This is a genomic window from Streptomyces celluloflavus (assembly GCA_000720995.1).
Taxonomy (GTDB): domain Bacteria; phylum Actinomycetota; class Actinomycetes; order Streptomycetales; family Streptomycetaceae; genus Streptomyces; species Streptomyces celluloflavus.
In genome coordinates this window covers 1-22,395 of sequence record JOEL01000028.1, presented here as the reverse complement: position 1 = coordinate 22,395, position 22,395 = coordinate 1, and the positions used below count along the sequence as shown (strand labels likewise).

Annotated in this window: 19 protein-coding genes and 1 riboswitch; of the genes, 13 read left to right on the top strand and 6 right to left on the bottom strand. The window is 73.3% G+C overall.

Translation table 11 applies throughout. The features are described from left to right. The first annotated feature begins 26 nt into the window (after window positions 1-26). The 3 genes from IH09_RS23325 to IH09_RS23315 all read left to right on the top strand — a co-directional run bounded on the left by IH09_RS23325 (window position 27) and on the right by IH09_RS23315 (window position 3,490). Window positions 27-1,394 carry a M16 family metallopeptidase gene (locus IH09_RS23325; RefSeq protein ID WP_052859454.1) on the top strand — a complete coding sequence of 456 codons (1,368 nt, stop codon included), beginning with the start codon at window positions 27-29 and terminating at the stop codon, window positions 1,392-1,394. Window positions 1,395-1,614: 220 nt separating this feature from the next. Continuing rightward, window positions 1,615-1,770: riboswitch (cyclic di-AMP (ydaO/yuaA leader) on the top strand. Between the two features lie 12 nt (window positions 1,771-1,782). Next, a complete protein-coding gene (locus IH09_RS23320) occupies window positions 1,783-2,595 on the top strand; it encodes a M23 family metallopeptidase (RefSeq protein WP_052859415.1) in 813 nt (270 codons plus the stop codon). A gap of 205 nt (window positions 2,596-2,800) precedes the next feature. Then, complete coding sequence (locus IH09_RS23315; RefSeq protein WP_052859453.1) at window positions 2,801-3,490, top strand: GntR family transcriptional regulator; 690 nt, start codon at window positions 2,801-2,803, stop codon at window positions 3,488-3,490. Between the two features lie 454 nt (window positions 3,491-3,944). Here IH09_RS23315 and IH09_RS23310 read toward each other — a convergent pair whose 3' ends face one another. Beyond that, window positions 3,945-4,226 carry an HPr family phosphocarrier protein gene (locus IH09_RS23310; RefSeq protein ID WP_052859452.1) on the bottom strand — a complete coding sequence of 94 codons (282 nt, stop codon included), beginning with the start codon at window positions 4,224-4,226 and terminating at the stop codon, window positions 3,945-3,947. Window positions 4,227-4,437: 211 nt separating this feature from the next. Here IH09_RS23310 and IH09_RS23305 point away from each other — a divergent pair, with 211 nt between their 5' ends. Genes IH09_RS23305 through IH09_RS23290 form a run of 4 tightly spaced genes read left to right on the top strand, consistent with a single transcriptional unit; the run spans window position 4,438 to window position 9,993 of the window. After that, complete coding sequence (locus tag IH09_RS23305) at window positions 4,438-7,443, top strand: bifunctional acetate--CoA ligase family protein/GNAT family N-acetyltransferase (RefSeq protein ID WP_052859414.1); 3,006 nt, start codon at window positions 4,438-4,440, stop codon at window positions 7,441-7,443. 38 nt (window positions 7,444-7,481) lie between these two features. Then, a complete protein-coding gene (locus IH09_RS23300; protein ID WP_052859451.1) occupies window positions 7,482-8,075 on the top strand; it encodes a DUF5998 family protein in 594 nt (197 codons plus the stop codon). Further along, window positions 8,075-9,268, top strand: a complete 1,194-nt coding sequence (locus IH09_RS23295; protein ID WP_052859413.1) for an alkaline phosphatase family protein — start codon at window positions 8,075-8,077, stop codon at window positions 9,266-9,268. Before IH09_RS23300 ends, IH09_RS23295 begins: the two co-directional genes overlap by 1 nt. Before the next feature lie 59 nt (window positions 9,269-9,327). Beyond that, window positions 9,328-9,993: a thymidine kinase gene (locus IH09_RS23290; RefSeq protein WP_052859412.1), complete on the top strand. Its 666-nt coding sequence runs from the start codon at window positions 9,328-9,330 to the stop codon at window positions 9,991-9,993. Window positions 9,994-10,039: 46 nt separating this feature from the next. Here the strand turns inward: IH09_RS23290 and IH09_RS23285 are convergent, their stop codons facing one another. Next, window positions 10,040-10,813 (bottom strand): VOC family protein, encoded by a 774-nt coding sequence (locus IH09_RS23285; protein ID WP_052859411.1) that lies wholly within the window; start codon window positions 10,811-10,813, stop codon window positions 10,040-10,042. A 249-nt stretch (window positions 10,814-11,062) separates the two neighbouring features. Here IH09_RS23285 and IH09_RS23280 point away from each other — a divergent pair, with 249 nt between their 5' ends. Next, on the top strand, window positions 11,063-11,902 hold the full coding sequence (locus tag IH09_RS23280) for a sulfurtransferase (RefSeq protein ID WP_052859410.1): 840 nt from the start codon (window positions 11,063-11,065) through the stop codon (window positions 11,900-11,902). 104 nt (window positions 11,903-12,006) lie between these two features. Here IH09_RS23280 and sepH read toward each other — a convergent pair whose 3' ends face one another. Then, complete coding sequence (sepH, locus tag IH09_RS23275; RefSeq protein WP_052859409.1) at window positions 12,007-13,062, bottom strand: septation protein SepH; 1,056 nt, start codon at window positions 13,060-13,062, stop codon at window positions 12,007-12,009. 496 nt (window positions 13,063-13,558) lie between these two features. On the opposite strand from sepH, the gene IH09_RS23270 reads away from it, so the two are divergent. Next, window positions 13,559-14,755, top strand: coding sequence for a hypothetical protein (locus tag IH09_RS23270; protein WP_052859408.1), 1,197 nt, complete (start codon window positions 13,559-13,561; stop codon window positions 14,753-14,755). A gap of 20 nt (window positions 14,756-14,775) precedes the next feature. Here IH09_RS23270 and IH09_RS23265 read toward each other — a convergent pair whose 3' ends face one another. Both IH09_RS23265 and IH09_RS23260 read right to left on the bottom strand, forming a co-directional pair. Next, window positions 14,776-16,131: a D-arabinono-1,4-lactone oxidase gene (locus tag IH09_RS23265; RefSeq protein ID WP_052859407.1), complete on the bottom strand. Its 1,356-nt coding sequence runs from the start codon at window positions 16,129-16,131 to the stop codon at window positions 14,776-14,778. A 189-nt stretch (window positions 16,132-16,320) separates the two neighbouring features. Beyond that, window positions 16,321-17,595, bottom strand: a complete 1,275-nt coding sequence (locus IH09_RS23260) for an MFS transporter (protein WP_052859406.1) — start codon at window positions 17,593-17,595, stop codon at window positions 16,321-16,323. A gap of 239 nt (window positions 17,596-17,834) precedes the next feature. Here IH09_RS23260 and IH09_RS23255 point away from each other — a divergent pair, with 239 nt between their 5' ends. Together IH09_RS23255 and IH09_RS23250 are read left to right on the top strand one after the other, a co-directional pair. After that, window positions 17,835-19,013: a ferrochelatase gene (locus tag IH09_RS23255; protein WP_052859405.1), complete on the top strand. Its 1,179-nt coding sequence runs from the start codon at window positions 17,835-17,837 to the stop codon at window positions 19,011-19,013. A gap of 59 nt (window positions 19,014-19,072) precedes the next feature. Then, a complete protein-coding gene (locus tag IH09_RS23250; protein WP_052859404.1) occupies window positions 19,073-19,873 on the top strand; it encodes an inositol monophosphatase family protein in 801 nt (266 codons plus the stop codon). Window positions 19,874-19,954: 81 nt separating this feature from the next. On the opposite strand, the gene IH09_RS39255 is transcribed toward IH09_RS23250, so the two are convergent. Beyond that, window positions 19,955-20,131, bottom strand: coding sequence for a hypothetical protein (locus tag IH09_RS39255; RefSeq protein ID WP_165485014.1), 177 nt, complete (start codon window positions 20,129-20,131; stop codon window positions 19,955-19,957). Between the two features lie 318 nt (window positions 20,132-20,449). Between IH09_RS39255 and IH09_RS23245 the strand changes: the two genes are divergently transcribed. Continuing rightward, window positions 20,450-21,103, top strand: coding sequence for a response regulator transcription factor (locus IH09_RS23245; RefSeq protein WP_052859403.1), 654 nt, complete (start codon window positions 20,450-20,452; stop codon window positions 21,101-21,103). 6 nt (window positions 21,104-21,109) lie between these two features. Further along, on the top strand, window positions 21,110-22,375 hold the full coding sequence (locus IH09_RS23240) for a sensor histidine kinase (RefSeq protein ID WP_052859402.1): 1,266 nt from the start codon (window positions 21,110-21,112) through the stop codon (window positions 22,373-22,375). Window positions 22,376-22,395 lie beyond the last annotated feature (20 nt).

The following is a 22,395-nucleotide window of genomic DNA, read 5'->3' as shown; positions in this document are numbered from 1 at the left end:
CCAGCGCAGATTCCACCGAGAGCACCATGGACTTCCACCCGCAGCCGCAGAGCGGCGCACCCAAGCCGTGGGCCTTCCCGGCCCCCGAGCGCGGCCGGCTGGCCAATGGCCTCACCGTGCTGCGCAGCCACCGCCCCGGCCAGCAGGTCGTCGCCGTCGAGATGAACCTCGTCGCGCCCCTGGCGGCCGAGCCCGAGGGGCTGGACGGCGTCGCCACGATCATGGCGCGCGGCCTGTCCGAGGGCACCGACAAGCACGACGCGGAGGAGTTCGCCGCCGAGCTGGAGCGCTGCGGCGCCACCCTGGACGCGCACGCCGACCACCCCGGCCTGCGGGTCTCCCTGGAGGTGCCGGCTTCCCGGCTGAACCGCGCGCTCGGCCTGCTCGCCGACGCGCTGCGCGCCCCCGCCTTCCCGGACGGCGAGATCGAGCGGCTGGTCCGCAACCGCCTCGACGAGATCCCGCACGAGCTCGCCAACCCCGCCCGGCGCGCCGCGATGGCGCTGTCGAAGGAGCTCTTCCCGGCCACGTCCCGGATGTCCCGGCCCCGCCAGGGCACCGAGGAGACCGTCGGGCGGATCGACGCGGCGGCCGTCCGGGCCTTCTACGACGCCCATGTGCGGCCCGCCACGGCCACCGCCGTCATCGTCGGCGACTTCACCGGTATCGACCTGGACGCGGCGCTCGCCGGCACCCTCGGCGTCTGGACCGGCACCGCCGGCGAACCGGTGTCCGCCACGCCGATCACCGCCGACGACACCGGCCGCGTGCTGATCGTGGACCGCCCCGGCGCCGTCCAGACGCAGCTGCTCATCGGCCGTATCGGCGCCGACCGGCACGACCGCGTCTGGCCCGCGCAGGTCCTCGGCACGTACTGCCTGGGCGGCACCCTCACCTCCCGGCTGGACCGCGTGCTGCGCGAGGAGAAGGGCTACACCTACGGGGTGCGCGCCTTCGGCCAGGTGCTGCGCTCCGACGCGGACAACACCGGTGCCGCGATGCTCGCCATCAGCGGCTCGGTGGACACCGCCTCCACCGGTCCGGCGCTGGACGACCTGTGGCGGGTGCTGCGCACCCTGGCGGCCGAGGGGCTCACGGACGCCGAGCGCGATGTCGCCGTGCAGAACCTCGTCGGCGTCGCACCGCTGAAGTACGAGACCGCGGCGGCCGTCGCGGGCACCCTCGCCGACCAGGTGGAGCAGCACCTCCCGGACGACTTCCAGGCGCAGTTGTACGCCCGGCTCGTGGAGACCGGCACGGTCGAGGCGACCGCCGCGGCCGTCAACGCCTTCCCCGTGGACCGGCTGGTGACGATTCTGGTCGGTGACGCGGCGGAGATCGTCGAACCGGTCAAGGCGCTGGGTATCGGCGAGGTGACGGTCGTCACCGGCTGACCGGCCGGGCCACCGCCGCGCAGGCGAAGGCCGTATCGCACAAGGGGATCCCGTGGCGTTCGTCGCCGCGGGATCCCCTTTATGTCCAGATTATTGTGGCTGGTTGTACGGCGCGGGTGTGGCGTACCGCACAAACCGCCGGTTCTGTTTGCCGATTGAAAGTTGCCCCCTCTAGCGTCGGTCCCGCTGTCCGCCAGATGTACGCCGCAACCGCAGCACCGGACAGCGATCGCCGAGTCCCCGTACGGCGCGAGCCAGGGGAGCCGGGGACCCATATGTCCCTGGGGTGAATCGGGCCCCTCTCCGGAGGAGTCCGTAGGAGACCTTCCTGCTCCGAACCCGTCAGCTAACCCGGTAGGCGAGAAGGAAGGAAAGGACGAGCCAGCAGATGGCGTTCACCCGTGCCACCGGGAAGCACCGCCGTGCGAGCCGCAGCGCCCGTACGACCCGCAACCTCGCCGGTATAGCCACCCTCGCGGCGGGCGGCGTCGTCGCCTCCGTGGCCTCGCCCGCGATGGCCGCCACGGACGGGGCACGTGCCCACGACGGTGCCCTGCGGCAGGCCGTCGTGATGGGTGACGAAATCGCCGACCACGTCGAGGCGCAGGCCGACGCCCAGGAGGCGGTCGCCGAGGCCGCCGCCGCGCAGGCGAAGGCCGAGGCCGAGGCGGCGAAGCTGGCCGCACAGGCCAAGCAGCGGGCCGAAGAGGCCAAGAAGAAGGCCGAGGCGAAGGCCAAGGAGGAGCGCGAGGCCAAGGAGCGCGCCGCCCGCGAGGAGGAGCGCAAGCTCCTCAACACCTTCGTCGCCCCCGTGGACGGCTCCTACGTCTCCACCGCGTACAAGGCGTCCAGCGGTCTGTGGTCCTCCGGCAGTCACACCGGTATCGACTTCCACGCCGGCACCGGCACGCCCGTCCACGCCGTCGGCGCGGGCACCATCGTCGAGGCCGGCTCGGGCGGCGCGTACGGCAACAACATCGTGATCAAGATGGCCGACGGTACGTACACCCAGTACGGCCACCTGTCGTCCTTCGCGGTCTCGGTCGGCCAGACCGTCACCAAGGGCCAGCAGATCGGCCTCTCCGGCGCCACCGGCAACGTCACCGGGGCGCACCTCCACTTCGAGGCCCGCACGTCGCCCAATTACGGCTCGGACATCGACCCGATCGCCTACCTCCGCGCGCACGGCGTCAACGTCTGACCCGTCCTCGTCCCAGCCCCGAGCCCCGGCCCCGACGGCCGGGGCTCGCGGCGTATCCGGCCCCCGGCGGCCCGCCCGGTCCGCACCCGTGGCCAAAAAATATCCATGAATTACCGGGCCCTGCCGGAAAGCCGTCCCGGTCGAATAGAGTCACGGAAAAGCCGCTCGGCGGAATTTCCAGGTGATGACGGCGGAGGCACGGACGATGCGAGGCCAGATTTCCGCGCATGCGGTGTGCACGGCGATTCGCGAGGACATCGTCTCCGGTGCGCTGGCGCCGGGGAGCCGGCTGGTCGAGGAATTCCTGGCGGCCCGTTACGGCGTCTCCCGGGTTCCGGTGCGGGAAGCGCTGCGCACCCTCCAGTCCGAGGGTTTCGTCACCACCCGCCGCCACGCGGGTTCCTGCGTCGCCGAACCGACCGACCAGGAGGCCGCCGACCTCCTGGACGTGCAGGCCCTGCTGGAGCCGCTGGGCGCGGCCCGCGCGGCCGCCCGCCGTGGTCCGGCCCACCTCAAGGTGCTGCGCGGCCTGGTACGGCTGGGTCGTGAGCGGGCCCGGCACGGTCACGCCGCGGAGCTGCGCCAACTGGACGGCTGGTTCCACGAGACGCTCGGCCGGGCGGCCGACAGCCCCGGTCTGGCGGCGCTGCTGACCCAGTTGCGGCGGAAGATCGAGTGGATGTACGCGGTGGAACTCCCGCTGCGGGCCGCCGAGTCGTGGGACGAACACGGCGCGGTGCTGGACGCGGTGGCCCGGGGCGACGCCGAACGCGCTCGCGCCCTGATGGCCGCTCATATCGAACGCGGCCGCCCCGTACACCGGCTGCGGCGCCCCGCCGCGGCGCCGGTGAGGGAAGTGAAACAGCCCGTCAACACGGCGCGTGCCCGCCCTTAACAATCACCCCGTAGACAGTGGGGGAAGGGTGCGGGAGCGGCGGCGAGGGCACCAGGTACGCGGCGTGCTCGTATGCGGCGATGCGGTGGTACAGCTGTTCATGGCGATACGGGAATGGGCTACCGGCTGTTCGGCGCTCCGTATATTCGGGGCCGCCGATTTCCGGATGTGTCCGGTGCCGGCCGAATTCCCGTACCGGGGATTCTCGCCCGTGCGGCTGGTCCGTGCTCGCGCGGACAATTCATGTCCGTACGGAAAATGGAGAGCGGAAAGCGGAGAATCCGTGCCCGTGACGGAGCGGGCGCGCCCGCAGAAGAAACGGATGAAAGCCCGCCCGGAATCCGGTGCGGGGCCGCCCGGTGGCCCGTCGGGCGGACAGCGCGCAACGGCCCCGTCGCGGCGGCCGTGTACCGGTCGCCGCGACGGGGCCGCGGATGCGGAGGTCCCGACGGACTCAGACGGTCTCGGGGAGCTCGTCGAGGCCCTCGGAGACGAGCTTCGCCAGGCGGTCGAGCGCGGCGTCGGCGCCCTCGGCGTCGGAGGCCAGCACGATCTCCTCGCCGCCCTGCGCGCCGAGGCCCAGGACCGCGAGCATGGAGGCCGCGTTGACCGGGTTGCCGTCGGCCTTGGCGATCGTCATCGGGACGCCGGCCGCCGTGGCCGCACGGACGAAGATCGAGGCGGGGCGGGCGTGCAGGCCCTCGGCCCACCCGACATTGACGCGGCGCTCAGCCATGGTGTTGCCCTTCAAGTCGTGACTGTTGTCTAGACCAGTCTCTCACGCTGTTCGGAGTGCTCGGGAGGCCCTTCGGCCCGACCTTCCCGCCATTCGTCCCGGACGGGTCCCCGCGGGTCCGGCCCGCCCGTCCGCACACCGCCCGCGGACCGCTCCGCCCCCGAGCGTACATACCGGGCCGGTTGTCGGTGCCCGGTCGTACCCTGGCCGCATGCAGACGCCGCCGGACCCCGCGTACCCGACCCACTGGGAAGCCGACGTGGTGCTGCGCGACGGCGGCACCGCACGCATCCGCCCCATCGCCCCCGACGACGCCCAGCGGCTGGTCTCCTTCTACGAACAGGTCTCGGACGAGTCGAAGTACTACCGCTTCTTCGCGCCCTACCCCCGGCTGTCCGACCGCGATGTGCACCGCTTCACCCACCACGACTACGTCGACCGCGTCGGTCTGGCCGCCACCGTGGGCGGTGAGTTCATCGCCACCGTCCGCTACGACCGCATCAACGACCAGGGCCTGCCCGCCAGGGACCCCGGCGACGACCAGGCCGAGGTCGCCTTCCTCGTCCAGGACGCCCACCAGGGCCGCGGTGTCGCCTCCGCCCTCCTGGAGCACATCGCCGCCGTCGCCCGCGAGCGGGGCATCCGCCGGTTCGCCGCCGAGGTGCTCCCCGCGAACACCAAGATGATCAAGGTGTTCACGGACGCCGGCTACACCCAGCAGCGCACCTTCGAAGACGGCGTCGTCCGCCTGGAATTCGACCTCGAACCCACCGAGCAGTCCCTCGCCGTGATGCGCGCCCGGGAACAGCGCGCCGAGGCCCGCTCCGTCCAGCGGCTGCTCGCCCCCGGCTCGGTCGCCGTCATCGGCACGGGCCGCGCCCCCGGCGGCGTCGGCCGCGCCGCCCTGCGCAACCTCCTCGACTCCGGCTTCACCGGCCGCATCCACGCCGTCAACCATGCCTTCCCCCCGGAGCTGGACCGGCTGGATCCCGAGGGGGTGCCGGCCGTCCGCGCGCTGCGCGAGATCCCCGGCCCGGTCGACCTCGCCGTCATCGCCGTCCCCGCCGACCGGGTCCCCGACGTGGTCCGCGACTGCGGCGAACACGGTGTCCAGGGCGTCCTGATCCTGTCCTCCGGTTACGCCGAGTCCGGCCCGGAAGGCCGCGAACGGCAGCGCGCGGTGCTCCGCCAGGCCCGCTCCTACGGCATGCGGCTCATCGGGCCCAACGCCTTCGGCCTGATCAACACCGCCCCCGCCGTCCGGCTGAACGCCTCGTTCGCCCCACGGATGCCCGGTGCCGGCCGGATCGGCCTGTTCACCCAGTCCGGCGCGATCGGCATCGCCCTGCTCAGCGGGCTGCACGCACGCGGCCCCGGCGACGGCGGTATCGCCGGCATCTCCACCTTCGTCTCCGCCGGCAACCGCGCCGACGTCTCCGGCAACGACCTCCTCCAGTACTGGTACGACGACCCGCAGACGGATGTCGCGATCCTCTATCTGGAGTCCATCGGCAACCCGCGCAAGTTCACCCGGCTCGCCCGCCGCACCGCCGCCGTCAAACCGGTCGTGGTCGCCAAGGGCGCCCGGCACAGCGGCGCCGCACCCCCCGGTCACACCGTCCCCACCGTCCGCATCGCGGACAGCACCGTCGCCGCCCTGATGCGCCAGGCCGGCGTGATCCGGGTCGACACCGTCACCGAACTCATCGACGCCGGGCTGCTGCTGGCCTCCCAGCCGCTGCCGGCCGGCCCGCGGATCGCCATCCTCGGCAACGCCGAATCGCTCGCCCTGCTCGCCTACGACGCCTGCCTGACCGAGGGGCTGCGCCCGCTGCGCCCCCGGGTGCTGGCCTCGTCGGCGACACCGGCCGACTTCCGCACGGCGCTCGCCGAGGCGCTGGCGCGCGACGACTGCGACGCCGCCGTGGTCACGGCCGTGCCCTGGGTGGGGGAGGGGAGCGCGGTCTCCGCGAGCGAACGGGAGGGCGCCGCGCTCGCCGCCGCGCTGCGCGCCGGGGCCGCCGGCGACCCGGCGAAGCCGGTGGCCGTCGTCCACCTCGCGATGGACTCCCTGGCCGAGGCGCTCGCGGCACCGGCGGGGCCGCCCCCGGAACCATCACCGGACCGCGCGGCACCCACGGCACACGGACCCCACACCGCGTACGAAGCACACACGACGCACGAGACCCGCACAGCGCACCAGCCGCGTACGGCGGACGAGGCGCACACGGCTCACGAGGCGGCAGCGCCCCCGCACTCCCGGCCCGCGACCCCCGCCCCGACCACGCCCCGCGCCCCGGCCCCCGCGCAGGCCACGGAAGCCCCCACCACCCCTGCCCACATCCCCGCCTACCCCGCCGCCGAGCGGGCCGTGCGCTCGCTCGCCGAGGCGGTGCACTACGCGGCCTGGCGCCGGGCGGCCGCCGAACCGGGCCGGGTACCCGAGTACGACGACATCCAGGAGGCGGCGGCCGGCGCCGACATCGCGCGGCTGCTCGACCGGCTCACCCCCGGCGCGGACACCGGCCGGTCCGTCCCGCTGCCGCCGGACGACGCCGCATCCCTCCTCGCCCGCTACGGCATCCCCACCCTCCCCACCCTCCCCGCCCCCGACCCGGATACCGCGGTCCGCGCCGCCGCCCGCCTCGGCTACCCCGTCGCCCTCAAGACCACCGCCCCCCACCTGCGCCACCGCGCCGACCTCGGCGGCGTCCGCCTCGACGTGGCGAACGAGACCGAACTCCGGCGCACCTACGCCGAACTGACCGACTCCCTCGGCTCGCCCGAAGAGCTACGCCCGGTCGTCCAGGCGATGGCGCCGCGCGGCGTCGACACCGTCATCCGCGCCGCCATCGACCCGGCCGTCGGCGCCGTCCTCTCCTTCGGCCTGGCCGGCGCCCCCTCCCAGCTGCTCGGCGATATCGCCCACCGCCTCATCCCCGCCACCGACCGCGATGTCGCCGACCAGATCCGGTCGATCCGCGCCGCCCCGCTCCTCTTCGGCTGGCGCGGTTCGCAGCCCGTGGACACCGGCGCCCTCGCGGAGGTGCTGCTGCGCGTCTCCCGGCTCGTCGACGACCACCCCGAGGTGGTCGGCATCGACCTCGAACCGGCCGTCGTCGCCCCGCACGGCGTCTCCGTCCTGGGGGCCGCCGTCCGCCTGGCGCGGGCCCCCGCCACCACCGACCTGGGCCCCCGTCGGCTACCTGTCTACTGAGGCTCGCCCGGCGCGGTACGCCCCGTAAGATGGATGTCATGGCTAAGACCGGTACGACGACCCAGGGGCTGCGCGCGGCGATCGAGCGCAGCGGCTATTACCCGGCCCTCGTGGCCGAGGCGGTGCAGGCCGCGGTCGGCGGCGAGCCGGTCGTGTCGTACCTGGTGCATCAGGAGACGACCTTCGACGCCAACGAGGTCCGCCGCCATGTCACCGTCCTCGTCCTGACCGGCACCCGCTTCATCGTCAGCCACACCGACGAGCAGGCCGCCGACGCCACCTCCCCGTCGCCGTACGCCACGACCTCCACCGAGTCCGTCAAGCTCGGCCGGATCTCCTCCGTGGTGCTCAGCCGGGTGGTCGCCAACCCCGAGTCGTACACCCCCGGGCAGCTGCCCCGCGAGGTCGTCCTCACCATCGGCTGGGGCGCCGTCGCCCGCCTCGACCTGGAGCCCGCCAGCTGCGGCGACCCCAACTGCGAGGCGGACCACGGTTACACGGGCTCCTCCACCGCGGACGACCTCTCGCTGCGGGTCAGCGAGGCGGGCGACGGACCGGACTCGGTCCGCGAGACGCTGACCTTCGCCCAGGCACTCTCCGAGGCCACCGCGGCCACCACCAGCGCCCGCTGATGGCGCACACCGCCGCCCCCGCCTGGCCGGAACCCGAACCGCTCGACCCGCTCACCGCACCGGTGCCGCGCTACCGCAGCGGCTCACTCGCCGACCTGCTGCCCGCCATCGTCGCGGGCCAGGGGCTCACGGACCTGAGCGCACCGATGGAGCTGGCCCCCGCCGACCGCGCCTGCGTCTTCCTGATCGACGGACTCGGCTGGGAACTGCTGCGTGCCCACCCCGACGAGGCACCGTTCCTCACCTCCCTCCTGGGCACCTCGTGCAACGGCAGCGGCCGCCCGCTCACCGCGGGCTTCCCCGCCACCACCGCCACCTCGCTCGCCTCGGTCGGCACCGGCCTGCCGCCGGGCGCCCACGGCCTGCCCGGATACACCTGCGAGAACCCGGACACCGGCGCACTGATGAACCAGCTGCGCTGGCAGCCGTGGACCGATCCGCATGCCTGGCAGCCCTATCCGACGGTCTTCCAGCTGGCGGACGCCGCCGGCATCCACACCTGCCAGGTCTCCGCGCCGCACTTCCAGCAGACCCCGCTCACCAAGATCGCGCTCAGCGGCGGTACCTTCCACGGCCGGCTCTCCGGCGAGGACCGGATGGACCTCGCCGCCGAGCAGCTCGCCGCCGGCGACCGCGCGCTGGTCTACACGTACTACGCCGAGGTCGACGGCAACGGGCACCGCTACGGCGTCGATTCCGATGCCTGGCGCGGCCAGCTCATGTACGTCGACCGCCTCGCGCAGCGGCTGGCCGAGCAGCTCCCGCCGCGCTCCGCCCTCTACATCACCGCCGACCACGGCATGATCGACATCCCCTTCGGCCCCGACTCCCGGATCGACTTCGACGAGGACTGGGAACTGCGCGCCGGCGTGCGCCTGTTGGGCGGCGAGGGCCGGGCCCGGCATGTCTACGCCCACCAGGGGGCCGCCGCCGATGTGCTCGCCGTCTGGCGCGAGGTGGTCGGTGACCAGATGTGGGTGGCGAGCCGCGAAGAGGCCATCGCCGCCGGATGGTTCGGCCCGCACGTCGACGACCGGGTCCGCGGCCGCATCGGTGATGTGGTGGCGGCCGCGCACGCCGACATGGTGATCATCGCGACCGAACGCGAGCCCCGCGAATCGGAGATGGTCGGCATGCACGGTTCGATGACCCCGGTGGAGCAGCTGGTGCCCCTCCTGGAAGTCCGTACCTGACCCGCCCCGCGCGCCGTCCCCACCCCCTCCGTACGAGCCCGAAAGGCCCGCGACACCCCATGCCCGAGCTGGTGTTCTTCTCCGGAACGATGGACTGCGGGAAGTCGACCCTCGCGCTGCAGATCGAGCACAACCGGTCGGCCCGCGGTCTGCAAGGCATGATCTGCAGCCGCGACGACCGGGCCGGCCGCGGCAAGCTCTCCTCCCGCCTCGGTCTGGTCACCGAGGCCGTCGAGGCGGCCGACGACATGGACTTCTACACCCATGTCGTCGGCCGGCTCACCGCCGGCGGCCGGGTCGACTACGTCATCGCCGACGAGGCGCAGTTCCTCGCCCCCGAACAGGTCGACCAGCTCGCCCGCATCGTCGACGACCTCGGCCTGGACGTCTTTGCGTTCGGTATCACCACCGACTTCCGCAGCAAGCTCTTCCCCGGCTCCCAGCGCTTGGTCGAACTCGCCGACCGGATAGAGGTCCTCCAGGTCGAAGCGCTGTGCTGGTGCGGCGCCAAGGCCACGCACAACGCCCGCACCGTCGACGGCCGGATGGTCGTCGAGGGCGCCCAGGTCGTCGTCGGCGATGTCGTCGGTGACGTGGACGGCGGGCCCGCGGAGGTCGGTTACGAGGTGCTGTGCCGCCGCCATCACCGCCGCCGGCAGACCTCCGCCACCGCCCACGCGGCCGCGCTCTCCCCGGATGTCCTGCCCGTCGACACCCCGCGGTAGCGCGGCCGGGGGACCGGCGGACCGCCGCCGCCCGAGCCGTCGGCGGTCAGCTCTGCTGGATGATCCGGAAGGCGGCGCCCTCGCTGTCGGCGACCGTCGCCAGCCGCCCGTGCGCGGAGTCCCGCGGCGGCCGCAGGACATGCCCGCCCAGTTCGGCGACCCGGCGCGCCGCGGCGTCGGTGTCCGAGACGGCGAAGTACGTCAGCCAGTGCGGCCCCCGGTCGCGCGGCAGGGCGTTGCCCACGCCGTGGATGCCCGCCACCGGCCGCCCCTTGAGGTACAGCGTCAGATAGTCGAAGTCGGCCGAGACCACCGCCTCCGACTCGTAGCCGAAGACATGCTCGTAGAACGCCCCGACGGTGCTCGTCTCCCGGGTGACCAGCTCGTTCCACACCGGGGTGCCCGGCACCCCGGTGACCGCGGTGCCGGTCATCGACCTGCCCTGCCAGATGCCGAAGATCGCGCCCTGCGGATCGGAGCCGATCGCCATCCGCCCCGCGTCGTCGGCGTCCAGCGGGCCGACGCCCACCGTCCCGCCGCAGGAACGGATCTGCTCGGCGGTCGTGTCCGCGTCGTCGCTGGCCAGATAGGTGGTCCAGGCGACCGGCAGCCGGCGGTCGGGCGGCAGCCCGCCGAGCCCGGCCACCTCCCGGCCGTCGAGGTACGCGCGGGCGTACGGACCGAAGTGCTGTGGCCCCGGGCGGTACTCCCAGCCGAAGAGCGCGCCGTAGAACTCCTGGGTCGCGGTCAGGCCGTGCGCCAGGAGGCTCACCCAGCAGGGCGCGCCGGGCATCCGCCGGGTCGCTGCCTCGGTCGTCATTGTCACTCTCTCCTCGGACCATCGAAGTGGTGGCGGTGTGGGGGTGGGTGCCGGTTCCGAGCAGATGCTCGCACCCTCTGACCTGCTGTGTGCCCCGGCCGCGCCGTCGGCGTCACGTTCCCGGGAGAGAATGTCCATTTTGGCGTTTCGCGTCCGTTTCGGCGGCGTTGCCTGGGGACGCAACTCCGCCATACGGAGGGTGGGTACACACCTTCTGTACGTAGCCATCGCTACGCAAGGATGAGTCCCATGAATGTCATCATCACCGCTACCGAACTCGCGAGCGAGTTGGCGGGGCCCGCCGCACCGGTACTTCTGGACGTCCGCTGGCAGCTCGGCGGCCCGCCCGGCCGCCAGGAGTACGAGGCCGGGCATCTGCCCGGCGCCGTCTATACGGACCTCGACGGCGAACTGGCCGGAGCCGCCGGCCCGGCCGGCCGGCACCCGCTCCCGGATCTCACCGTCTTCGGGGCGGCCATGCGGGCGGCCGGCGTCCGCGCGGACCGCCCCGTGGTCGTCCACGACGGCGGCCAGGGCTGGGCCGCCGCCCGCGCCTGGTGGCTGCTGCGCTGGACGGGCCACCCCGATGTCCGGGTCCTGGACGGCGGCCTGGCCGCCTGGCGGGCGGCCGGCGGCACCCTGACGGACGCGCCGCCCGCCCCGGAGCCCGGCGACTTCACCCCCGTCCCAGGGAACCTGCCGCTGCTGACCGCGGACGACGCCGCCGCACTGGCCCGCCGCGGTGTCCTCCTGGACGCGCGGGCCGCCGAGCGCTACCGCGGCGAGGTGGAGCCCATCGACCGCGTCGGCGGCCACATCCCGGGCGCCGTGTCCGCGCCGACCGGCGAGAACGTCACCGAGGACGGCACCACCTTCCGTACCGCCGCCGAGCTGGCCCGGCGGTTCACCTCGCTGGGCGCCACGGCCGACGTGGAGGTCGGCGTCTACTGCGGCTCCGGTGTCTCCGCCGCCCACGAGGTGCTCGCGCTCGCGGTCGCGGGCGTCCCCGCCGCGCTGTACGTCGGCTCCTGGAGCGAATGGTCGGCCGACCCGTCCCGCCCGGTCGCCACCGGCCCCGAGCCGGGCTGACCCGTAGGACCCGTGCAACGCGCTGAGCCCGCCCCCTGTCACCAGGGGGCGGGCTCAGTGACGTCATGACGGCGGTCATCCGGCGCGGACGGCCGGTGCGCCGGCTACTCCGGCTTCTTGCGGCGGGTGCCGAAGACGATCTCGTCCCAGCTCGGTACGGCGGCCCGGCGTCCGGGCCGTACGCCGTCCGCCTCGGCCTGCCGGTCGGTCGTCCCGGTCAGCCGGTCGCGGTGGCCGGCCACCGCCCGGGGCATCAGGACGTCGGCGTACGCGGAACCCGCGCCGGCGCTCGCCGCCGGGGCGGGCGGCTCCTCGACCTCGTCCTCCATCGCCTCGTCGCCGTGCGGCGTCTTCGCGCTCTCCGGCACGATCATGTCGCCGCGGAAACTCGGCACCGCCTCCAGCAGACTGGTCAGCGAATCCCGCTCGCGCTCACTGATGGCCTCCTCGGGCTCGGCCTCGTCGCCCGAGCCCAGCGCCGAGCGCTCACCGCGGTCCGGCATCTGCCGGTCCAGGGCGCGGTCCAGCGGTCGGTCGCGCGGCAGCCGCGCGATCCGGGGCACGAACGGGAAACTCGGCTCGGGGGTGTCATCGGCCTCACCGATCAGCGCCCGCGCCTCGTCGTCCACGGCCTGGACGAGCCGCCGGGGCGGGTCGTACGTCCAGGTCGCCGAGCGCGGTTCGGCCGCGATGCGGTAGACCAGCAGGACTTCCCAGGTGCCGTCGTCCCGGCGCCAGGAGTCCCACTGGGCGCTCTCCTTGTCGGCGCCGCGCAGCAGCAGCCGCTCCGCGACCGCCTCGCCGAGCTGCGGACCGGTGTTCTCGCCGGGCCGCCGCACGGGGGTCTTGCGGGCCCGCTCGGCCATGAACGCGCGCTCCGCGAGCACCGGGCCCTCGAAACGGCGGACACGGTCGACGGGGATGCCGGCGAGCTGGGCCACCTCTTCCGCGGACGAACCTGCTCTTATCCGCGCCTGGATGTCCCGCGGGCGCAGATGGCTCTCGACCTCGATCTCGATCTGGCCGAGCCGCGCACGGTCGTTGCGGACGGCGGCGCGCAGCCGCTCATCGATCGGAAGCGTGTACTCGGTGCTGTCCGCAGCTTTGAGCACCAGCCGTGTGCCGTCGTTGGAGACGGCCACGACACGCAGTTCGGGCATGGGGACCTCCCGGGTGGTGCCTGCCGACGTCACGTGCGTCGCTGCTTCCGCTAGTCGAGTGTGGCCTGCCCGGGTGCAGCCTGCCACAACATTGCCGAGTTGCCCGGCGTGTCGGGGCTTGGCCCAGAAACGCCGTTATGACACGGTTACCAGTTCGCAACGCTCAGTGACCATGCCGCCTGTCCTGTCTCCGGTCACCCGTGCCGAGCGGCGGCGCCCCAGGGAGAGTGCCGCCTTCAGGGCCCTTCCCCGCGGGTCCGGGCAGCCGGACGGGAACCGGGGCCAGGGCTCGCCACAGTACTCCATTCGGGCCACTGAGGTGGACCGCCGCGCCGCCGAACTTCCGGGGCTCGGTGACGGCGAGTCGCCTTGTCGATCTCTCTACCGGGGTTACAGGTGGTGAGGTTCACACATTGCCCAGATTCGGAACTATTGACTCCGCCGAATGGTCCCTTCTCAGTGCAAGATGGATCGAAGGGTCGATCAGAGGCTGGAGATGGACGAAAAAACCGAAACCGACACCGAGAAGAAGGAGAAACGGATCGACCTGAGCGTCGCTCAGGTCGCGGGCAGTGCTCTCGCGGCGGCCGTCGCCGCCTATCTTGCGGGCCAGCTCGGCGTGTACGGAACCATCATCGGCGCGGGCGTGGTCAGTGTCGTGGCCACCACCGGCGGCTCGGTATTCCAGCATCTGTTCCGGCGGACCGGTGAGCAGCTCAAGGAAGCGACGGTCACCACCCGGCCGAAACCGCGCCGCTCCTCCGTCATCCGCAACCGCTCCGCCGCGGCGCCTGCGCCGCACACCGAACCCACGGGCGTGCAGCCCGCCGTCGGCACTCCGCACGCCACGGACGGCACCACCGCCCGGACCACCGGCCCCGACACGGACCGTACGCAGCTGATGCCGCAGGCCGGCCACGCGCACCCGCGCGACCCGGCCGGTGCGCACCCCGGTCCGGGGGCCGACGACGCGACGCGGCTGCTGCGCCCCGCCGACCCCGACGCGACCCGCGCGCTGCCGGTGGACGCCGCCGGCCAGGGGCGGCCCACCGACAAGACGCAGCTGGTGCCGCGCCTCGACGACCGGACCATGGCGTTGGGGCAGCCGGCGCCCCGTGCGGCCGCGGCCACCGCGCCGCACGGGATGGAAGAGGTCAGCACCGCGACGTACGGCACCCGGATGCGTGGCTGGAAACGGCCGGCGCTCGGTGCGCTCGCGGTCTTCGTTCTCGCCATGGGGGTGGTCACCGGCATCGAGATGATCTCCGGCGAGACGCCGAGCGGCGCACCGGGCACGACGCTGAGCAACATCACCAACACCGGTGGCAACGGCCGGCACCAGCCCAGCGCGCCCCGGTCGCCCGACCCCGGCCACTCGACGGACCCCGGCACCGGTGGCCACGGCACCGGCGGTGCGTCGTCCGACCCCGGGACCACCGGCTCCACCGGCACGGGCAAGGACAGCGGAAAGCAGTCCCCGGCCCCCACCCCGAGCGACGGCGGTAAGACCTCGCCGGGCCCCGACACGTCCCCGTCCCCCGCCCCGTCCCCGAGCCACTCCAGCGGCACCGGCGGCGAGAGCGGCACCGGCGGTGGGAACGGCGGCGGCACCGGATCCACCGGTGGCCAGGGCCAGGACGAGCAGAAGAACACCGGCGGGCAGCAGCAGGCCCCGGACCCGAACGCCCCGTAAGAAGGCGCGGCCGTCGCGCGTCAGTCGCCCAGGACCCGCCGCAGATAGCCGTTGGCGAACCGGCGCTCCGGGTCCAGCCGGTCGCGCACCGCGGTGAAATCGGCGAAGCGCGGGTAGGCGGCGGCGAGGTAACCGGCGTCGCGGGTGTGCAGCTTTCCCCAGTGCGGGCGGCCGCCGTGCGCCGTCATGATCCGCTCGGTGGCCGCGAAATACGCCTCGTGCGGCGTTCCGCGGTACATGTGCACGGCGATATAGGCGGTGTCCCGCCCCGATGCGGTGGACAGCGGGATGTCGTCGGCCGGCGCGGTGCGCACCTCCACCGGGAAGCTGACCCGCAGCCCCGAGCGCTCCACCATCGCCTTCAGCTCCCGCAGCGCCTCGACGGCGGCCGCGCGCTCCACCGCGTACTCCATCTCCACGAACCGCACCCGGCGCGGCGAGGTGAAGACCTTGTGCGGGATGTCGGTGTACGTACGGGCCGACAGCGCGCGGCTGGAGATCTTGGCGATGCCCGGTATCGCCGCGGGCACGGCCCGGCCGACGGCGCAGACGGCCCCGAAGACGCCGTTGGACAGCAGCTCGTCCTCTACCCAGCCGCTGACCCGGCCGGGCGGCGCCGCCGGGCCCTGGCTGCGGTTGTTGCGCTTGGTGTTGCAATTGCCGGTGTGCGGAAACCAGTAGAACTCGAAGTGCTCGTTCCCGGCGACCAGCTCGTCGAACCGGTCCGTCACTTCGTCGAAGGCCATCGGCTCCTCGCGGGCGGTCAGCAGGAACTCCGGCTCGACGGCGAAGGTCAGCTCGGTGAGTACGCCGAGCGCGCCCAGGCCCAGCCGGGCCGCCGCGAAGACGTCCGGGTGCCGGTCCGCGGCGCAGGTGAGCACCGAGCCGTCGGCGGTGACCAGTTCGAGGCCGGTGATCTGGGCGGCGATCGAGGCGGAGTCGCGGCCGGTGCCGTGGGTACCGGTGCTGATGGCGCCGGAGACGGTCTGCTCCATGATGTCGCCCATGTTGGTCAGCGACAGCCCGTGCGCGGCCAGCGTCTCGTTGAGCAGCTTGAGGGGCGTCCCGGCAGCCACGGTCACCGTCCCGGCCGCGCGGTCCACCTTCCGGACGCCGGTCAGCCGCTCGGGGCGGATCAGCAGGCCGTCGGTGACCGCCGCGGGGGTGAAGGAGTGGCCGGTGCCGACGGCCTTGACGGTCAGGCCGTCCGCGGCGGCCGCGCGGACGGCGGCGGCCAGTTCCTCGGTGGTGGCGGGGGCGACGGTCCGGGCGGGGCGGGCGGTGACATTGCCCGCCCAGTTGCGCCACGGTCCCGCCGGGCGGGGGCCGGCCCGTTTGGACCGTCCGTTCGAGCCGCCGACGGCGCTGACTGCCATGGTGACGTCCCTCCGCTCCGCGCGGGCCGGCCGGGTCCGGCCGCCGTTGGTGTGAGCGCATGATGCCAGTCACCGACGCGGTATCCAGGAGGGGTGACGCGAATCACACGGGCGGGGAATCGGCCGGAATCGCCCGGCTCCCGGACATCTCGTACCGCCGGTAACGCACGGAGCCCGCGGGTGCCCCGCCTACGCGGCCGACCCCTCGTCCTGCTTCTCGGCCGGCGCGTCCCGCCCGCCGTGCCCGTGGTGCCCGGCGACCGGCGGCGCGCCCGGTGCCAGGGGCCGCGGCCGGAGCCTGCGGTAGCCGGCGAACGCCACCACCGCGGCGAGCGCGCCCGCCACCCCCGGCACCAGATAGCCGCGGCCCGCCCCGAAGGCGTCCACGACCCAGCCGGCCGCCGACGAACCGAGCGCGACGCCCACCGCGAGCCCGGTGCTCGTCCAGGTCATGCCCTCGGTCAGCTGCGTGCGCGGCACATGCTCCTCGACCAGCGCCATGGTGGTCACCATCGTCGGAGCTATCGACAGCCCCGCGATGAACAGCGCCACCGCCAGCACCGGCAGCGACCCCGCCAACTGGAGCGGCACCATGCTCACGGCCATCGCGCAGACCCCCACCACCCAGCGGCGGGACGCGTGCCCCTTCAGATGCAGCAGCCCGAAGACGGCACCGGCCACGCACGAGCCGAGCGCGTAGACCGCCAGCACCAGACTGGCGGCTGCCTTGTGGCCCTCCTCCTCGGCGAACGCGACGGTCACCACATCGACCGCACCGAAGATCGCGCCGGTCGCGACGAACGTCACGACCAGCACCTGCAGCCCCCGCGAGCGCAGCGCCGACCCCTTGGCGTGCTGCTCCCGCGACTGCGGCACCGGCTCCGTCGCGCGCTGCGCGGTCAGCCAGAAGACGCCGACGGCCAGGAAGCCGGCGGCCAGCAGCGGCCCCGCCTCCGGGAACCACGCCGTCGACAGCCCGATGGAGAGGATCGGACCGAAGATGAAACACGTCTCGTCGACGATCGACTCCCACGCGTACGCGGTGTGCAGCTCGCGCGGGGAGCCCCGGTGGATGTCCGCCCAGCGCGCCCGGATCATCGAGCCGACGCTCGGCACACAGCCCACGCAGGCCGCGAAGACGAAGAGCGTCCAGTCCGCCCAGCGCTGCTGCGCGCTCAGCAGCAGCCCGGCGACCGCGGCGAGCGAGACGAGGGTGGCCGGGCGCAGCACCCGGCGCTGCCCGTGCCGGTCCACCAGCCGGGAGATCTGCGGGCCCAGCGCGGCGGCGGACAGCGCGATCGTCGCGGACAGCGCCCCGGCCAGGCCGTAGCGGCCGGTCAGCTGGGAGACCATCGTGACGATGCCGATGCCCATCATCGACAGCGGCATCCTGCCCAGCAGCCCGGCGGCGGAGAAGGATTTGGTGCCGGGATGGCCGAAGAGGGCGCGGTAGGGACTGGGCAACGGGGATGCTCCGCCGGGTGAGGACCGAAGAACCGGTTCGGTAAGGAATGACTGAGGCGGGTACAGATTACGGGTGCCGGGGCCCGGCCCGCCTCCGGGTTTTCCGGCGACCGCCCCGGTAGCCCGCACGGGGCCCGCGCCCGCGGCTACGGGGCCGTGCCGGGACCGGCCCCGGCACGGGAGCCGCCGGGCAGGGGTCCGCCCGCCGCCTCCGCGGGAAGGGTGGCAGGATCGACGGCATGCCCGAACAGTGCGATTGCGCCTCTCGCTCCGGTGGGGGCGACCCCCGTCCTTACGACGCCCTGCTGCTGCTCTCCTTCGGCGGCCCCGAAGGCCCCGACGACGTCGTCCCGTTCCTGGAGAACGTCACCCGCGGCCGCGGCATCCCCCGCGAGCGCCTCAAGGAAGTGGGGCGGCACTACTTCCTGTTCGACGGCGTCAGCCCCATCAACGCCCAGAACCGGGCGCTGCTGGACGCGCTGCGCAAGGACTTCGCCGAACACGGCCTCGACCTGCCGGTCTACTGGGGCAACCGCAACTGGGCGCCGTATCTGACCGACACCCTGCGCACGATGGTCACCGACGGCCACCGCCGCATCGCCGTCCTGGCCACCAGCGCGTACGCCTCGTACTCGGGCTGCAGGCAGTACCGCGAGAACCTCGCCGGTGCGCTCGGCACCCTCCAGGCCGAGGGACTGCCCGTACCGCGGGTCGACAAGCTCCGGCACTACTTCAACCACCCCGGCTTCGTCCGCCCGATGATCGACGGGGTGCTGGCCTCGCTCGCCGCCCTGCCCCCCGAGACCCGGGCCGGCGCCCATATCGCCTTCACCACGCACTCGATCCCCACCGCGGCCGCCGACACCTCCGGCACCCCCGCGGACCACACCCGCGACGGCGCGGGCGGTGCGTACGTCGCCCAGCACCTGGACGTGGCCCGGGTGATCGCGGACGCGGTACGCGCCGAGACCGGTGTGGACCACCCCTGGCGGCTCGTGTACCAGTCCCGCAGCGGCGCCCCGCACATCCCCTGGCTGGAACCGGACATCTGCGACCACCTGGAGGAGCGGCACGCCGCGGGCGTCCCCGCCGTCGTCATGGCCCCCATCGGATTCGTCTCCGACCACATGGAGGTCCGCTACGACCTCGACACGGAGGCCACGGCCAAGGCCGCCGAACTGGGGCTGCCGGTCGCCCGGTCGGCCACCGTCGGCGCCGATCCGCGGTTCGCCGCGGCCGTCCGCGACCTCGTCCTGGAGCGCGCGGAGGCGGAACGCGGCGGCGCCCCGCGGCGCTGCGCGCTGGGCGCCCTCGGCGCCGGCCACGACCTCTGCCCGGTCGGCTGCTGCCCCGCGCGCAGTCCGCGCCCGGCCGCCGCCGGCGCGGACTGGACGGGCCCGGCCGCCGCCCCGGCGTAGCCGCCCCCGCGCCGCACCCCCGGAACGTCCCACGACCACCCGCCCGAGCAAGGAGCCCCGTGTCCGACCCGCTGTACGACGAACTCCTCGAACTGGCCCTGGAAGCGGCCCGCCGCGCCGGGACGCTGCTGCGCGAGGGCCGGCCCGCCGACCTCGGTGTCGCCGCGACCAAGACCAGCCCCATCGATGTCGTCACCGAGATGGACATCGCCTCCGAGAAGCTGATCACCGGCTTCCTCGCGGAGCACCGCCCCGACGACGGCTTCCTGGGGGAGGAGGGCGCCAGTGTGGCGGGCACCAGCGGGGTGCGCTGGGTGATCGACCCCGTCGACGGCACCGTCAACTACCTTTACGGGCTGCCCTCCTGGGCCGTGTCCATCGCGGCCGAGAAGGACGGCGAGACGGTCGCCGGGGTGGTCGCCGCCCCGATGCGCGGCGAGACCTACCGGGCCGTCCTCGGCGGCGGCGCGTACCGCGACGGCGAGCGCCTGCACCACCGGCCCGCGCCGCCGCTCTCCCAGGCGCTGGTCGCCACCGGCTTCGGCTATCTCGCCGAGCGCCGGGCCGGGCAGGCCGAGGTGGTGCGCACCCTGCTGCCGCGGGTGCGGGACATCCGGCGCGGCGGCTCGGCCGCGATCGACCTGTGCGATGTGGCCTGCGGCCGCCTCGACGCCTACTACGAGCGCGGCCTGAACCCGTGGGACCTGGCGGCCGGCGAGCTGATCGCCCGCGAGGCCGGCGCGCTCACCGGGGGACGCCCCGGCGAGGCGGCCTCCGGCGAGCTGACCCTCGCCGCGTCCCCGGCCCTCTTCGAGCAGCTCCAGCCGCTCCTGGACGAGCTGGGCGCCTGGCACGACTAGCGCCGCCCGCCGGCGGGCAGCACAGCGCCCCGGCACCGTCCATCGGGTGCCGGGGCGCTGTCGTCGTACCTGGCCGGGGGATCAGGCGGTGCTGCCGGCGCCGATGTGCACGCCGTGCTCGGTGGCCAGCCGCCGCAGATCCTCGAGCTCCGCCTGCTCGACCTCCGCGAGGAAGTCGTCGCCCGACGCGCGGGCCTGGTCCAGATCGGCTTCGGTGTTCTGTATGCGCTGCAAAATGCCTGTGGTGAACGCGTCCATGGTGCGCCCCCTCGTCGTGGGTCGGTGGCACGGGGGTGTGCCGAAGGGTGGATCGATCACGGCGTGGTCCCTGCCATGGATCGGATCGTGGCAATACTCCGTACAGGGCGTGATCGCGGGTGTGCAGTCGTCCTCCCCGCGGAAAACCTCAGGGAAACCTCAACCCGCCCGGGAATCCCGCCGGCCGGGCCCCGCACCCCCGCCCGGACCCCTCGCCACCCCCTCTTACCGCCGGTTTATGGCTCTTCGGGGCAGGATGGAGGGGCTTTGAGACATTGTTGTGCCCTGCCCTGAGGGCCCTGAGGAAGGACTAGCGACGTGCGTGTTCTCGTCGTCGAGGACGAGCAGCTGCTCGCCGATGCGGTGGCCACCGGACTGCGCCGGGAGGCCATGGCCGTCGACGTGGTCTACGACGGCGCTGCCGCCCTGGAGCGGATCGAGGTCAACGACTACGACGTGGTCGTCCTGGACCGCGACCTGCCGCTCGTGCACGGCGACGACGTCTGCCGCAAACTCATCGAGCTGGGACTGCCGACCCGCGTCCTGATGCTCACCGCCTCCGGCGACGTCAGCGACCGGGTGGAGGGTCTGGAGATCGGCGCGGACGACTATCTTCCCAAGCCGTTCGCCTTCACCGAGCTGACGGCCCGGGTACGCGCCCTGGGACGCCGTACGACCGTCGCCCTGCCGCCCGTCCTGGAGCGGGCCGGCATCAAGCTCGACCCCAACCGCCGCGAGGTCTTCCGCGACGGCAAGGAGGTCCAGCTCGCGCCGAAGGAGTTCGCGGTGCTGGAGGTCCTGATGCGCAGCGAGGGCACGGTCGTCTCGGCCGAGCAGCTCCTGGAGAAGGCATGGGACGAGAACACCGACCCGTTCACCAACGTCGTCCGGGTCACGGTCATGACGCTGCGCCGCAAACTCGGCGAACCCGCGGTGATCGTCACGGTCCCGGGCTCGGGTTACCGGATCTGACCGGCGATGCCCTCGTTGCCCTCGTTCTCCAAGGCGGCGCCCACCCCGCCTCCCGGTACCCCGCCCAAGCCCACCTGGGATCCCAAACCGGTCAGCCCCCGGCCCTTCCCCTGGCTGCGCCCCACCATCCGGATACGGCTGACGCTGCTGTACGGCGGCATGTTCCTGATGGCCGGCATCGTGCTGCTGACGATCATCTACATGCTGGCCGCGGCCGCGCTGCACGACGGCAGCACGCTGCCGCTGAAGATCCTGGGCGGCAAGTTCCAGGCCACCAGTGACATCTGTTCGCTGCCCACCGAGACCTCCGGGCAGATCCTCCAGGAAGCGGTCGACCGCTGCCTCCAGCATCAGCGTGCGGTCGCCCTCAACACCCTCCTCAACCGCTCCCTGCTGGCCCTGCTCGGCCTGACCATCGTGGCTTTCGCCTTCGGTTATGCGATGGCGGGGCGGGTGCTGTCGCCGTTGGGGCGGATCACGCGGACCGCGCAGCGGGTGGCCGGTTCCGATCTGCACCGCCGGATCGAGCTGGGCGGTCCGGACGACGAGCTCAAGGAGCTGGCCGACACCTTCGACGAGATGCTGGACCGGCTGGACCGGGCGTTCGAGTCGCAGCGGCGCTTCGTGGCCAACGCCTCGCACGAGCTCCGGACGCCGCTGGCGATCAACCGCACGCTGCTGGAGGTCCAGCTCGCCGACCCGGAGGCGTCGCCGGAGCTGACGCAGCTGGGGAAGACGCTGCTGGCGACCAACGAGCGCAGTGAGCAGTTGGTGGAGGGGCTGCTGCTGCTGGCCCGCAGTGAGAACAAGGTTGTGGACAAGAAGCCGGTGGATCTGGCCGAGGTCGCCTCGCAGGCCGTCGACCAGGCCCGTACGGAGGCGCAGACCAAGGGCGTGGAGCTGCGTGGGGTGCGCCAGCAGGTCTTCGTGCAGGGCAATGGTGTGCTGCTGGAGCGGATCGCGCTCAATCTGGTCCAGAACGCGGTGCGCTACAACGTTCCCGAGGAGGGCTGGGTCGAGGTCACCACCGAGCCGCAGCCCGGCTGTGCGGTGCTGGTGGTCGCCAATACCGGCCCGGTGGTCCCCGCCTATGAGGTGGAGAACCTCTTCGAGCCCTTCCGGCGGCTGCGCACCGAGCGCACCGGCAGTGACAAGGGCGTCGGGCTGGGGCTGTCCATCGTGCGTTCCGTGGTGCGGGCGCACGACGGCAGCATCATGGCGGAGCCGCGCGAGGGCGGCGGACTCGTGATGCGGGTCATCCTGCCCCTCTGACGGGCCTGTACGGCCGCTGG